This is a genomic window from Pseudoclavibacter sp. RFBB5, assembly GCF_002931555.1.
Lineage (GTDB): Bacteria > Actinomycetota > Actinomycetes > Actinomycetales > Microbacteriaceae > Pseudoclavibacter.
In genome coordinates this window covers 501888-515811 of the sequence record NZ_PSTZ01000001.1, presented here as the reverse complement: position 1 = coordinate 515811, position 13924 = coordinate 501888, and the positions used below count along the sequence as shown (strand labels likewise).

Here is a 13924-nt window from a genome sequence, read left to right as displayed (position 1 = left end):
TCTGGCTACTATAGCGGTCGTGGCGAGCGCAAAGGCAAGCGCCGCCAGTACTCAACGAGGAGGAACCATGCGGATCAGCAAGATCAGCAAGATCGGCGCCATCGCAGGCGTCGCAATCGCAGGACTGACCCTCAGCGCATGCTCTGGCAGCGGCGCGGGCGGCGGCACTGAAGGCGGAGCGGAACCAGGCGTCGGCGAGCTCATGGGCAGCGAGAAGGCCTTCCGGGTCGCCTTCAACCAGAGCGTCGAGCACCCCCAGGCGCAGGCGCTGCTCGAGTTCTCCGACGAGCTCTACGAGGCGACCGACGGCCGCTTCTCCCTCGACCTCTACACCGACGAGGTGCTCGGCGACCAGGCATCCACGATCGAGCAGGTGCAGTCGGGCACCATCGACTTCGCGATGATCGCAGGCTCGCTGCTCGAGAACTTCGAGCCCGACTTCTCCGTCGTGAACCTCCCCTACCTCTACGACTCGCCAGAGCACCAGATGCAGGTGCTCAACGACGACGCCATCATGGGCGACCTGTACGGCGCCGTCGAAGACGACAGCATCAAGGTGCTGTCCGCGTTCCACGGCGGCGTGCGCAACGTGTACTCGAGCAAGGGCGCCGTCGAGACGCCCGCCGACCTGGCCGGACAGAAGATCCGCGTCATCGGCTCCGACACGAACGTCAAGATGATGGAGCTCATGGGCGGCGTCGGCACGCCGATGGCCCAGGGTGAGGTCTTCACGGCCATCCAGTCGGGCGTGCTCGACGGCGCCGAGAACAACGAGCTCATCTACTCGAGCCTCTCGCACGACGAGATCGCGCCGTTCTACTCGCAGACGCAGCACCTCATGATGCCCGACTACCTCATCGCGGGCACCACGGTGTGGGACGGCATCGAGCCGGACGTGCAGGCCACGATGACGGACCTGCTCGCAGCGAGCTCCGACCGTGAGCTCGAGCTCTTCGCCGAGGCAGTCGACGCCGCCAAGGGCGAGGCCGAAGAGGCCGGCGCCACGTTCAACGAGGTCGACGTCGAGACGTTCCGCGAAGCGACCCTCCCGCTCCACGAGGAGCGCGTCACGAACGAGCGCACGCAGGCCATCTACGACGCCATCGAAGCAGCGAGGAGCTAGCTCGTGAAGCAAGCCGCCGCCGCAGTCGAGCTGTGGTTCGGACGCATCCTGAAAGCACTGGTCATCGCGCTCTTCGGCGTGCTGCTGCTGCTCGTGGTGTGGCAGGTGTTCACCAGACTCGTGCTGAACGCACCGAGCGCGTGGACCGAGGAAGCCGCACGCTTCACCTTCGTGTGGGTCAGCTTCATCGGCATCGCCGTCGTCGTCGGCCAGAAGGCTGACGTCGTCATGGACTTCCTCGTCGAGCGCCTGCCGAGGCAGCTCCAGCGCGGAGCCGACATCGTCGCCTACCTCGCCACCCTCGCGTTCGTCCTCTACGCCCTCGTCTACGGCGGCGGCAAGCAGGCGATCCTCGCCTGGGGGCAGTCCAACCCCATCCTCCCGGTGACGCAGGGCCAGCTCTACCTGGCCCTGCCCATCGCGGGCATCCTCTTCTCGCTCTACATCGTCCTGCACATCTCACGCACGCTCTCGCCCGGCTACTCCGTCAGGTCGCGTGGGCACGAGGACCCGGAGGCCGCATCCATATGATCGAGCCAGGTCTCATCGCACTGATCCTCGTCGGCGGGCTCGTCCTGCTGCTCGCGCTCGGTGCGCCCATCTCCATCAGCATCGGACTGCCCTCGGCGCTCTGCATGCTCCTCATCCTCGGCTTCGACAACGGAGCCATCACCAGCGCCCAGCAGATGTTCCGCGGCGCCAACTCGTTCGCCCTGCTCGCGATCCCGTTCTTCGTCTTAGCGGGCGTCATCATGAACAACGGCGGCATCGCGGAACGGCTCATCAATCTCGCCCGAGTGCTCGTCGGGCGGATGCCCGCGCCGCTCGCGCAGACCAACGTCATCGCGAACGCGATCTTCGGCACCGTCTCCGGATCCGCCGTCGCCACGGCCTCCGCAGTCGGCGCCACCATGGCGCCCATGCAGAAGAAGGACGGCTACGACCCCGCGTTCTCCACTGCCGTGAACGTCGCCTCGGCCCCCGCCGGCATGATCATCCCGCCGAGCAACACGCTCATCATCTACTCGCTCGCGGCGGGTGGAACGTCGGTCGGCGCCCTGTTCGTCGCCGGGTACATCCCGGGCGCCCTCTGGGCACTCGCCTGCGCCGTGGTCGTCTTCTTCTACGCCCGCAAGCACCCCGAGCTGCGCGGCAAGCCGCTGCCAGCGTTCGGCGTCATCGTCAGCACCTTCCTGAAGGCGCTCCCCGCGCTCGGCCTCATCGTCGTCGCCATCGGCGGCATCGTCGCCGGGTTCTTCACCCCGACTGAGGGCTCTGCAGTAGCCGTCGTCTACGCCCTGCTGCTGTCGTTCATCTACCGGACGGTGTCCGTGAAGGACCTGCCGCGCCTCCTCTTCGAGTCCGCGCGAACCAGCTCCATCGTCATCTTCCTGATCGCGGTGTCGTCGATCATGGGCTTCGTCATGACCTACGCACGCCTGCCGCAGATCCTCGCCGACTCGCTGTTCGGGTGGACCGACTCCAAGGTCGTCGTGCTGCTCATCATGATGATCGTGCTGATCATCATCGGTATTCCGCTCGACCCGACCCCGGCCATCCTGATCTTCACACCGATCTTCCTGCCCATCGCCATCTCCTACGGCGTCGACCCCGTGCACTTCGGCATCATGATGGTCATGAACCTCTCGATCGGTGTGATCTCGCCGCCATCGGCACCCGTGCTGTTCGTCGGAGCGCAAGTCGCGGGAGTGAGGCTCGAGCCGGTCATCATGCGCCTCCTCCCCTTCCTCCTCGCGCTCATCGTCGTCCTGTTCCTGGTCGTGTTCGTACCGCAGCTCTCGCTCTGGCTGCCGGGCCTCTTCGGCCTGGTCTGACCCGACCACCCCTGACCTCAACCGCAAACGAAAGGCATCCCCTTGTCTCACCAGTACCGTCCGGGCCGCCCGGAAGACATCCCCACCCTCGACCAGCAGGGACTCCGCGACCGCTACCTCGTCGAGCAGCTCCTCACCCCCGGTGAGATCCGCATCGTCTCGACGCACTTCGACCGCGTCGTCACCGTCGGCGCCGTCCCCGTCGACGCGCCCCTCAAGCTCGAGACCGTCGACGAGCTGCGCAGCGAGAACTTCCTCGACCGCCGCGAGATCGGCTTCGTCAACACCGGCGGCACGGGCACCATCGTCGCGGACGGCGAACGCTACGAGCTCGCCAAGACGGCCGTCCTGTACCTCGGCCGCGGCACCGTCGACGTGACCTTCGAAAGCGCAGACGCCGCCGACCCCGCCAAGTTCTACGGCTTCAGCGCACCCGCCCACACCACCTACCCGAACACGCTCGTCACCCCGGAAGAGGGCACGATCCGCGAACTCGGCGACCAGGTCACCTCCAACCGCCGCACACTGCGCCAGTGCATCCACGAGAACGGCGTCAAGAGCTGCCAGATCGTCATGGGCGTCACCAGCCTGCACGCCGGCAGCATGTGGAACACCATGCCCGCCCACACCCATGACCGCCGCACCGAGGTCTACCACTACTTCGACCTCGACGACGACCAGCGGGTCGTGCACCTCATGGGCGCCCCCAAGGAAACCCGCCACCTCATGGTCGCGAACGGCGACGTCGTCCTCTCCCCGAGCTGGTCCCTGCACTCCGGAGTAGGATCCTCAAGCTACTCGTTCGTATGGGCGATGGCCGGCGAGAACCAGTCGTTCGACGACATGGACTCTGTGCCGATCACCGACATGCGGTGATGACGGAGACGACGAGGATGGTCATCATGGACGACGTGGACCGCTCCCCCGCACCATCTGCAGGGGCCAGCGAGAAGACGCTGCGCGTGCTCGCGGCGGCACTCGCGCACCCGCGGTTCACCGACATCGTCGCGGAGGCCGGGCTCGCGAAGGCGACCGTGCACCGCATCCTCGCCACCCTCGTCTCGCAGGAGTACCTCGGCGGCAGCGCCGAGCAGGGCTACCGGGCCGGCCCGACCCTGCTCGCGCTGTCCGGCCGGGCGCTCGCGAGCGTCGACATCTCCAGCGTCGCCGCCCCCCTCGTGGAGCAGCTCGCGGCCGAGGTCGACTGCACCATCCACGTCGGCGTCGCAACCGACTCGGAGATGGTCTACGTCATCCGCCGAGACGCCGCGAAGCCGTACCGCATGCGATCCCGCGTCGGCCTCGCCGTGCCCATGCACAGCTCCGGTATGGGCAAGGTCGTGCTCGCCGACTGGGCACCCGAACGGGTCGACGCACTCGCCGAGCGCATGGGTCTCCCCCGACGCACCGACCTCACGATCACCGACCTCGACGCCCTCCACGAGGAGCTCGCACGCGTGCGGGCTCGCGGCTACGCGACCGACCTCGGCGAGAACGAGAGCGGCACCGTGTGCGTGTCGGCACCCATCCGCGACCACACGGGCGCCGTGACACACGGACTCTCCGTGTCGTCGATCGAGCTCGAGTACCCCGGGCACACCATCGAGGAACTCGCGCCCGCCGCGATCGCCGCGGCCGACCGCATCTCGCGGGAGCTCGGGGCGCCGAGCGTGTAAGGCTGCGAGCGCTTCTGCAGCTCAGAGACGCCCGCCACCAGCATCAGCTGGCGGCGGGCGTCTCTTCTTTGTCGGGCCCGGCGACGGGGCGGCAGGTGGCGGGTCCGCGGGTGGCGGGTGGCGGCGGCGGGTGGCGGGGGCTCTGTCCAACATCAGTGCAGATTCGACCGATGACACGATTCATCCGCCAGAAATCGCCCATGTAGCACTGATGTTGGACAGCGGTCCCGGAGCGACGGCCCGGCGGAACCGCTGCGCCGCCAGCTCGAGGCCCGGTCGCCGACGTCCGCGACACAGCGGCGAGACACCGCGGGCTGGAGACACCGATGACCAACTTCAGTGCCCAAAGCGTCGGCTCGGGGCGCTCGGCCCCGGAACAGGCTCGATGAGCACTGAAGTTGGTCAGGGTGGGGCCGCGGACTCAGCCTCGCGAGCTCGACTCGCTGGACGATCCACGGCGCTCCGAGGGGCCGACAGCGTCGGCTCGGTCCTGTCCCGGCCCGTCGACCGCGAACTCGGTCTTCCGGTCGATGCTGTCGGAGGCGAGCTCGAGGTTGTCCTCGCCCTCGGCCCGTGCTTCGGCTTCGTCTTCCCCGTCGAGGCTCATGAGGTGCTCGACGTCGACGTCGTTCGGGTTGTCGAGCACTTCCTGCAGCCGGTCCCGGTCGAGGGCCTTCGTCCACCGGGCGACGACCAACGTGCCGATGCCGTTACCGGTCAGGTTGGTGAGCGCGCGGCCCTCCGACATGAAGCGGTCGATGCCGACGATGAGCGCGAGGCCGACCATGGGGATGATGTGGTCGAACGCGGCGATGGATGCGGCGAGCGTCACGAGGCAGACCCGGATGACACCGCCTTGCCAACTGGCCTCGTGAGCCAAAGCCAGCCGGTGAGGGCAAGCCCCCAAACCAGGAAGAGCGGGTCCCAGAGGAGCGCGTGGCCGATCATCGCGTCGCGGTCGTAGCCGCCTTCCGGGACGAGGATGCGGAGCAGCACCGCGCCGCTGACCACGATGTTGACGAGTCCGTAGAGCACGATGCCGCCGCCGCCCACCCAGCTGATCGCTCGCCAGGCTCTGGGCCACGGCATCCGCTGCGCGTCGACGGCGACGGGGATGAGCGCGGCGAGGGCCTTCACGAGGGCGACCGCGCCGAGCATGAGGCCCGACTCCACTGGTTCGCGCCTCGAGAACTCGACGGCGATCGCCCCGATGGTCGACAGCAGCCAGGTTCCGCCGAGCGCCCAGTACGCGCTGAAGGCGGCGTGCACGACGCCGATCGCGGCGGCGATGAGCACGAGGATGCGCGCGGTGCGGCGGGTGCTGGCAGCGCGGGGGCTTCGGGCTGTTCGCGCCGCTCGATCGCTTCGCGCGACGTTGCCCATCCCCTACTCCCCCGGCGTCTGGTCGCCCGGCTCCTCCAGGTAGACGAGCCCGTTGCCGTCCGGGTCAGTGAACGAGAACATCGGCTCGACGCCCTCCCTGCGCAGCACTTCGTCGTTGTGGAGTTCGACGCCGCTTGCCCGGATGCGGTCGTGCGCCTCCTGCGCATCGGTGGTGCCGAGGCGCACGGCGATGGGGATCTCGCTGTCGTGCGGGAGCAGCACGATGCCCACGCTGGAACCCGGCGGAAGAACCTCGACGTAGCGGGCGCCCGGCCACGCTTCGACGTCCATGACGAGCTCGCAACCGAGCACATCCGTGTAGAAGGCGAGCGCCGCATCCACATCGGAGACAGGGACCGAGACGCTGATCACGCGCGTTGTCTTAGGCATGGGTCCAGTTCACCGCGCGCTGGCCGCGATGGCCAGAGTGTGGCGTGGATGTGGAGGGAGTTCGGTGGGAGGGGCGAGCCTGCCACTGTCGATCGCCGCCTCACCCTGGCTGGGACCTAGACCCCAGGCACGCCCAGCACTCGGGCTACACCTGGGACCCAGTCAGCTCAGTCGCACTAACACCGACCGAGCTTCTCAACGTTGGCATTCAATGCATATAGTCCACCGATCAGCGTCCCTTTGGAAGGCGCAGCGATCTTCAACCGTCCCAGGTCGGCAAGAGCAGTCGGAGGCACTCAGCGCCCCTGAGAAAAGTAAAGGGACATGGCCCGCTTGCCTGCCGCATCCGCCCCCGCAAGCCCGTCGGGGAAGTCGAAGCCTGTAGCAATAAACGCATTGCTCGCCAATGGGAAAGAATGCACTGGGAGCGTCAGGAGAATCACAAGAATCGACTGTGATTCACGTCAAGGAGAACCTGGATGACCCACCCCACCCATGCATTACCCGGCTCTTCGCACTCTAAATCTTCTACCGGAGTGAGAAAATCGAGCGGCCTACCCTTGGAATTCGGAAGCTTCCACGGGGAATCTCTCTTGCAGCTCTAACCAAAACTTCATCTTGATCGGGATCAGTGCGCTGAACTGATTCCTGCCGTCCTCGACCATGTGAACATTTATGTCTGCGCGGAAGGTGCGCCACCCGCGAGACTGAGCCCACCGCGTCATCCAGACATCCTCGATCAGCACGCCGTTGCGGGGGATGGACGTGAAGTACGTCCGATCTCGCACGATCTGACTGTCGAAGATGGCACCGCCGGTTCCGACGTAGTTCGCGATCTCACCGACCGGAGGCTGGCGCCGCGCGCCATAGTCGTCGAGCCTTGAGCTCCAAGCCCAGTAGCCACTGACCGTCTGCGGCTCGTACCCCTGAAGTAGCCGTGTCACGAAGTCGGGTTGCACGATCTGGTCGTCGTCGAGCGTGACGATCGGCCCCCTGTAACCCTGCTGATCGAGATCAACGACGGCCAGGAAGCGCGCGATTCCGCGGATGTTCTTCGAGCTGGAGTGGAACTCGATGGAAGCGATGGCACCTTCAGGAGTGAAGGCCTCAAGTCGCTCGCGGTAGTAGGTGCTGTCTGCCTCGTTGTCGTTCCAGAGGATCAGGCGCAACGGCCGCGGGGCATCCACGCCGTCGACCATCCGGAGGATCTCCTCGAAACGCTCCCGTCGATCCCACAGACACATGATGATCGGAAGGTGCTCGACTGAAGCCTCACCGACGAATGGCTGGTAAGCGCGACTCTGATCCAGCTGTCGCAGCACATCGAGCCGGATGCGCTCACCGGCCTCTTCCAGAAGCGCGACGGTGTCCCCAGTCGTCGGTTCGTTGACTGGCTCGGGAGTTTCCCGACGTTGCGGAACGACCTCTCGTGGGCCGACTTGCCGCAGAGCATTCAGAACTCGACGTGCGCCTTTCGTAACAGCGGACATGCGACCTCTTCCGGGGTGGGGGATCCTCGAATCACCGCTCGGGGCGAATGGACGCCTCGAGAATAGCGGCTTTGGCGGATGAGTCAGGTGAACTGCTCGCGAGTGAGGCCAGCCATCGATCGCGCGCGATTACCCGGACATATCCAGGTGAGCGCCTGGTGGCCACCAACAAGTAACGTAACTCTGTTCTGAACCTCCAACGAAGTTAGGTACTTGTGCGCGCTTTCTTGATTAAGGCGGTCGGGAGCCTCGCTCTCGCTTCCCTCGCCGTCGTTGGCCTCTCCCCCGTGGCATCAGCGGCTCCTGATGTTTCGCCTCCGACGCTGCACTCGTTTGACTTCACCCCAAAGACCGTAGATGTCTCGAAGTCGTCCGCGACAGTCAAGGTGACCACGAGAATCTCCGATCCTTCCGGGGCACAAGCGCCGTACATCACGCTGTCGCACGACTCCGGCCAGTCCGCCGGGTTCGGGCAGATGTCGCTCATCTCCGGCTCCAGCTTTGACGGCACCTACGAGCGAACCGTCACGATCCCCGCAGGGTCAGCACCCGGCGCCTGGGATGTCAGTCTCTACCCCCTGCGCGACAACCTCGGCAACTCAGGCTCCTTCGGCCCACCCGCTAGCTACCCACAAACGCTAACCGTCTCGAACGGGCCGAGCGATGTTTCGCCTCCCACGCTGCACTCGTTTGACTTCACCCCAAAGACCGTAGATGTCTCGAAGTCGTCCGCGACAGTCAAGGTGACCACGAGAATCTCCGATCCTTCCGGGGCACAAGCGCCGTACATCACGCTGTCGCACGACTCCGGCCAGTCCGCCGGGTTCGGGCAGATGTCGCTCATCTCCGGCTCCAGCTTTGACGGCACCTACGAGCGAACCGTCACGATCCCCGCAGGGTCAGCACCCGGCGCCTGGGATGTCAGTCTCTACCCCCTGCGCGACAACCTCGGCAACTCAGGCTCCTTCGGCCCACCCGCTAGCTACCCACATACGCTCACGGTCACCTACGGACCGGTCGTTACGGATACTCCGAAGCCAACTCCCTCCGCAACATCAACTCCGAAGCCAACGCCCACGGCGACTGCGACTCCGAAGCCAACGTCGACTCCAGCAGTTCCGGGCGCCACGACTCGCCTTGCCGGTGACGACCGCTACCAAACCTCCGTCGCCATCTCGAAGTCCACCTTCAAGCCCGGCGTCAACACCGTCTACATCGCGAACGGAACCAACTTCCCCGACGCCCTCTCCGGAGCACCCGTCGCCGGAGCCAACAACGGCCCCGTCCTCCTCATCCCCGGCAACAGCCTCCCCGACGTCATCAAAACCGAACTCACGAGGCTCAAGCCCAAGAACATCGTCATCCTCGGCGGCAACAACGCCGTCACCACCGACGTCGCCAACCAGCTCCGCACTCACACCAAGGCAACCACCACTCGCCTTGCCGGTGACGACCGCTACCAAACCTCCGTCGCCATCTCGAAGTCCACCTTCAAGCCCGGCGTCAACACCGTCTACATCGCGAACGGAACCAACTTCCCCGACGCCCTCTCCGGAGCACCCGTCGCCGGAGCCAACAACGGCCCCGTCCTCCTCATCCCCGGCAACAGCCTCCCCGACGTCATCAAAACCGAACTCACGAGGCTCAAGCCCAAGAACATCGTCATCCTCGGCGGCAACAACGCCGTCACCACCGACGTCGCCAACCAGCTCCGCACTCACACCAAGGCAACCACCACTCGCCTTGCCGGTGACGACCGCTACCAAACCTCCGTCGCCATCTCGAAGTCCACCTTCAAGCCCGGCGTCAACACCGTCTACATCGCGAACGGAACCAACTTCCCCGACGCCCTCTCCGGAGCACCCGTCGCCGGAGCCAACAACGGCCCCGTCCTCCTCATCCCCGGCAACAGCCTCCCCGACGTCATCAAAACCGAACTCACGAGGCTCAAGCCCAAGAACATCGTCATCCTCGGCGGCAACAACGCCGTCACCACCAGTGTTGAGAAGGAACTGAAGAACTACATCAAGTAAGGGGGCTTTGCGACTCTGTGCCGCGGAGAAAACGATGGCCATCCACCTCGCTCAGAGAGCGAAGTGGATGGCCATCGTTTGGTTGCGAGGCGTGCGCCAAGGCGCCGGACCTCAAGCAGCGAGGCGCCGCGCGGAGGCTAGCCGTTCGCGTTCGTGGCGCGCTTGCGCACTAGCAGTGCGGTCGCGCCCGCGACCAGAAGCGCGAGTGCGGCCAGCAGTCCGGTGTTGAGGTTCTCGGCGCCGGTGGTGGCGAGGGCGTCCGAGACACTGTCTGCGTTGTCGCCGACTGCTACCGGCGCAGTCGTGGGCGTTGCGGATGCGGAGGGTGTGGTGGGTGCCGGCGCGGTGGGCGCTGCAGTGGCGGTGCCGGTCGGCTCGGCGGTCGGGGCTGGCGTCTCGGTTGGCTCGGTCGTGCCGGGAGTGGTTGGCTCCGGCTGCTCGGCTCCTGCGTCGACGAGGCTGATCGTCCCGTCGGCATTGACCTCGACCTGCGCTGCCATGGCGGCGGCGAGGTTGAGTCGCTGCCAGCTGCCCTCGGCGCCCTCGTCCAGGGGGTATCCGGAGTCGATGGCGGTGAGCTCGAGCACCTGACGACGCTGCTCGGGCGTGAGGTCGGGGTGGCTCGTGATGAGCAGCGACTCGGCGTTCGCGGGGATCGTGACGGTGTCGCCAGCGGGCGCGATCTGCGGGAACTCGTACGACATGCGCTGCTCGTAGAGCGCGAGCGCATCCTCATCGGACAGGTACGGGGTGTCGGCGGCGATGCAGACGGCGAGTGCCGCACCGCATCCGGCCTCGAGGACACCGCGCAGCTCGGTCTCGGCCTCAGCGAACAGCTCCCGGAACGCGGGGTCGCTCATGCGACGCTCGACGATGTGCTGACCCATCATGCGCCCGCTCATCACATCCAGCGGGTAGTGGGCGGCCATGACGATGCGGTTGTTGCCGGCCTCGGAGGTGCGGGCGAGGATCTGCGGGGCGAGCTCGGGCAGCATCATCGAGAGCGACGTGCCCTGCCAGTACGCCTGCGAGGTGTGGCCGCTCGGGTAGGCGCCACTGGTGGAGTCCCACGCGTCGCCACCCTCCTTGTCGCGGTACTGGAGCAGCTCGGGGAAGCGGATGTAGGGGCGGTCGTAGTCGAAGTAGTTCTTCGACGGGTTCGACGACGAGTAGTAGCCGACGAGGCCGCCGCTCTTCGCGAGGAGCGCGTCGATCTTCGGCAGCTCGCCCGCGAGGCGCGCCTCGGCGTAGATGGCACCGAGGTTCGCGCCGAGTCCGTCGGCCATGGAGACGGACATGTCGTCGTACTGGTCGACGATCGCGCGCTCGACCTGCTCGGGGGTGGCCGAGTTGTTGATGTCGACGGTCTGGCTGTCGTTGAGCGCGATGATGTCGGCGCGGTCGGTGACGAGCCAGGAGAACTGGTCCATGATCGGCACATAGTCGTACTCGGCGTTCGACGGGTAGTCGTAGGCGAGCTGGTCGTCGGTGAACGGCTCGGCGGCGGATGCTGCCCCCGCGCCGAAGCCGGAGAGGAGCACCCCCAGCCCGGTCGTCACAGCGAGAGTGGAAGCGAGGCGTCGTCGAGACGTCGTGATGCGCATGCGGGGTTCGGCCTAACGGTCGGGGGATGAACTCCGCGAGCGTAGGGATCCGGGGAATCGCGGCAGTGTCCGTTAGGTGGACGACTAGTGAACTGAGGTGCGGACCCATCGAGGCGTATCTCACTCGGGTTTTGAAGGCCCGGAGATCTAACTCGAGATAGCTTAAGTCGAAATTCTCAGCGGTTACCCTCGAATTCCTCGAGCACGACCCCAACATACGGGTCAAAAGAGGATATAGGCATCCCGGGCGGCGAAAGCTACGATTTCCTCATCCCCGACTTTGGAGTTCGAATTGGCCTTTGCAACCCCCCCCCCCATAATCAGTCTCAGACCCAACTGAGGCGCATATCCCTGGCACTACTGACAGTGTGCGCGCTAATGCTGAGCCTTTTCCTGAGCGCAGCTCCAGCTCAGGCCGCTAGCGTTCGCCTCTGCTCTGGGTACGCAGGTTGCCAGAACGCCGGATACAGCCACGCGGGCTACGCCGGCGCGAGCGCCGCGAACACGATGTACTGGCGTATGCTCGGCGGCCACAACTGCACGAACTACGTCGCGTACCGCCTCATCCATTCCAACGGGATGGCTAACCAGCGACCTTGGAGCGGCGATGGCAACGCCAACAACTGGGGGCGCCTGAACTCGAGCAAGGTCGACCAGAACCCGACTGTGAGCTCAGTCGCATGGTGGGACGCCAACGCGTCAGGGGCCGGGCCCACGGGCCACGTCGCATACGTTGAACAGGTGATTTCCGCAAACGAAATCATCATCTCGGAGGACAACTGGGTTGGAGATTTCCACTGGAAGCGAGTGACACGCGGCGGGCCGGGCTGGCCCAGTGGGTTCATCCACTTCCAGGACATCCCGCAGGGAAGCGCTAAGCCCTTCGGCAGCTTCGATTCGGCCGAACCCGTTCTCGGAGGCGTGCTCTTGCGAGGCTGGGCAATCGACCCGGACACAAATGACTCCATTGACGTACACGTGTACTCGAACGGCGTCTATCGAGGCGCCGTCCGCGCAGATAAACATCGCCCGGACGTCGACGCTGTGCATGGGCGCGGCGCATATCACGGATATGAGTACTTTTTAGGAACAGAGTTTGCTGTCGGGTCGGTGAAGGTCTACGCGATCAACGCTGGCGGCGGCGATAATCCGGAACTCGGAGTCAAACAGATTGCGGCATCCAGCACGCCCTTCGGCCACTTGGATGAAGTCGTTGGCATGGACGGGAATGTTCGGTTACGGGGTTGGGCACTCGACCCAGATACGAATGACCCCATCGACGTGCACATCTATCGGGATGGGGTTGGCCTCGCGTCGGTCAAGGCCTTCCTCACCCGGGACGATGTCGACAAGGCGCATGGTCGCGGTGCGAAGCACGGGTTCGAAGTCCTTTTGCCCGCCGGCAGCGGAGGAGGTACGTACACGATCTACGCCATCAACTACGGCTCGGGCGGCAACCCAGTCATCGCCACGGCGGCAGGGCCTCCAGTGGTCACGTCGAGCCCGACGGTGAGCGGGTCGGCAGTCTTCGGACAGACCCTCACAGCAAACCCGGGTTCGTGGAGCACCGGCGGACTCAACTTCAGCTACCAGTAGATCCGGGGATGGGATGCAATCCCTGGAGCGACCGGTCAGGCGTACAAGCTGACTTCCTCCGATCTCGGGAAGACCATGAGCGTGCGTGTCACGGCGACAGGCTCCGCTGCTCCGCGCTCCGAAGCAAGCTCGAGCGCGACGGCCACAGTTCAGCCTCAGACCCTGAGCGCCGCCCCGACTCCAACGATCACCGGAACGGTCAAGGTCGGTCAGACGTTGACGGCCAAGGCCGGCGTTTGGTCCCCTTCGCCAGTGACGCTGAAGTATCAGTGGCTTCGTCATGGGTCCTCGATCAGCGGAGCAACGGCGGCGACGTACAGATTGACCGCCGCCGACGCCGGCGAGCGGGTCAGCGTCAAGGTCACGGGATCCAAGACTGGTCACACGACCGCGAGCAAGACCAGCACTGAGAAGGCCGTGCCTCTGCAAGCGTTGACGGCCACGCCCGCGCCGACGGTTTCGGGCACTGCCAAGGTCGGTCAAACGCTCACCGCCAAGGCAGGAAGCTGGGCACCGTCGCCCGTAACGCTCACGTACCAGTGGCTGCGCAATGGGGTCACTATCGGCGGTGCCACTAGCAACACATACAAACTGACCGTGGCCGATGCAGGCAAGAACGTGTCGGTCCGCGTCACTGGTAGCAAGGGCACCTTCGTCGATGTCAACAAGACGAGTGCCGCAAAGGCTGTACCGATGCTGCAACTCTCGGCGACGCCTACACCACCATCACTGGCAGTGTCAAAGTCGGTCAGACGCTGACGGCGAAGTCAGGCACTTGGTCTCCGTCCCCGGTC

General features: G+C 65.4%; 13 protein-coding genes. 8 read left to right on the top strand and 5 right to left on the bottom strand.

Annotated features, from left to right (window positions below; all coding sequences use genetic code 11):
- Positions 1 to 67: 67 nt before the first annotated feature.
- Genes C5B97_RS02450 through C5B97_RS02430 form a run of 5 tightly spaced genes read left to right on the top strand, consistent with a single transcriptional unit; the run spans position 68 to position 4634 of the window.
- Positions 68 to 1123: a TRAP transporter substrate-binding protein gene (locus C5B97_RS02450; protein ID WP_104310528.1), complete on the top strand. Its 1056-nt coding sequence runs from the start codon at positions 68 to 70 to the stop codon at positions 1121 to 1123.
- Positions 1124 to 1126: 3 nt separating this feature from the next.
- Positions 1127 to 1654: a TRAP transporter small permease gene (locus C5B97_RS02445; protein ID WP_104251740.1), complete on the top strand. Its 528-nt coding sequence runs from the start codon at positions 1127 to 1129 to the stop codon at positions 1652 to 1654.
- Positions 1651 to 2958 (top strand): TRAP transporter large permease, encoded by a 1308-nt coding sequence (locus tag C5B97_RS02440; protein WP_104310527.1) that lies wholly within the window; start codon positions 1651 to 1653, stop codon positions 2956 to 2958. Before C5B97_RS02445 ends, C5B97_RS02440 begins: the two co-directional genes overlap by 4 nt.
- A 42-nt stretch (positions 2959 to 3000) precedes the next feature.
- Positions 3001 to 3834, top strand: coding sequence for a 5-dehydro-4-deoxy-D-glucuronate isomerase (gene kduI, locus C5B97_RS02435; RefSeq protein WP_104310526.1), 834 nt, complete (start codon positions 3001 to 3003; stop codon positions 3832 to 3834).
- 26 nt (positions 3835 to 3860) lie between these two features.
- The gene (locus C5B97_RS02430) at positions 3861 to 4634 is read left to right on the top strand and encodes an IclR family transcriptional regulator (RefSeq protein WP_181026868.1); all 774 of its coding nucleotides are present in this window, start codon (positions 3861 to 3863) and stop codon (positions 4632 to 4634) included.
- 421 nt (positions 4635 to 5055) lie between these two features.
- Here C5B97_RS02430 and C5B97_RS18065 read toward each other — a convergent pair whose 3' ends face one another.
- The 4 genes from C5B97_RS18065 to C5B97_RS02410 form a co-directional block, all read right to left on the bottom strand.
- Positions 5056 to 5466: a hypothetical protein gene (locus tag C5B97_RS18065; RefSeq protein WP_219819745.1), complete on the bottom strand. Its 411-nt coding sequence runs from the start codon at positions 5464 to 5466 to the stop codon at positions 5056 to 5058.
- Positions 5463 to 6017, bottom strand: coding sequence for a DUF3995 domain-containing protein (locus C5B97_RS02420; protein ID WP_104310524.1), 555 nt, complete (start codon positions 6015 to 6017; stop codon positions 5463 to 5465). Before C5B97_RS02420 ends, C5B97_RS18065 begins: the two co-directional genes overlap by 4 nt.
- A gap of 3 nt (positions 6018 to 6020) precedes the next feature.
- On the bottom strand, positions 6021 to 6407 hold the full coding sequence (locus C5B97_RS02415) for a VOC family protein (RefSeq protein ID WP_104310523.1): 387 nt from the start codon (positions 6405 to 6407) through the stop codon (positions 6021 to 6023).
- A gap of 554 nt (positions 6408 to 6961) precedes the next feature.
- The gene (locus C5B97_RS02410; RefSeq protein WP_146080700.1) at positions 6962 to 7897 is read right to left on the bottom strand and encodes a hypothetical protein; all 936 of its coding nucleotides are present in this window, start codon (positions 7895 to 7897) and stop codon (positions 6962 to 6964) included.
- Positions 7898 to 8283: 386 nt separating this feature from the next.
- Here C5B97_RS02410 and C5B97_RS02405 point away from each other — a divergent pair, with 386 nt between their 5' ends.
- Complete coding sequence (locus C5B97_RS02405; RefSeq protein WP_104310521.1) at positions 8284 to 9930, top strand: cell wall-binding repeat-containing protein; 1647 nt, start codon at positions 8284 to 8286, stop codon at positions 9928 to 9930.
- A gap of 137 nt (positions 9931 to 10067) precedes the next feature.
- Here C5B97_RS02405 and C5B97_RS02400 read toward each other — a convergent pair whose 3' ends face one another.
- Positions 10068 to 11489 carry a phosphatase PAP2 family protein gene (locus C5B97_RS02400; protein ID WP_258067836.1) on the bottom strand — a complete coding sequence of 474 codons (1422 nt, stop codon included), beginning with the start codon at positions 11487 to 11489 and terminating at the stop codon, positions 10068 to 10070.
- 423 nt (positions 11490 to 11912) lie between these two features.
- On the opposite strand from C5B97_RS02400, the gene C5B97_RS02395 reads away from it, so the two are divergent.
- Together C5B97_RS02395 and C5B97_RS17700 are read left to right on the top strand one after the other, a co-directional pair.
- Positions 11913 to 13130: a CHAP domain-containing protein gene (locus C5B97_RS02395; RefSeq protein WP_104310519.1), complete on the top strand. Its 1218-nt coding sequence runs from the start codon at positions 11913 to 11915 to the stop codon at positions 13128 to 13130.
- Positions 13131 to 13382: 252 nt separating this feature from the next.
- Positions 13383 to 13889: a hypothetical protein gene (locus tag C5B97_RS17700; RefSeq protein WP_146080699.1), complete on the top strand. Its 507-nt coding sequence runs from the start codon at positions 13383 to 13385 to the stop codon at positions 13887 to 13889.
- The last annotated feature ends 35 nt before the right edge of the window (positions 13890 to 13924 follow it).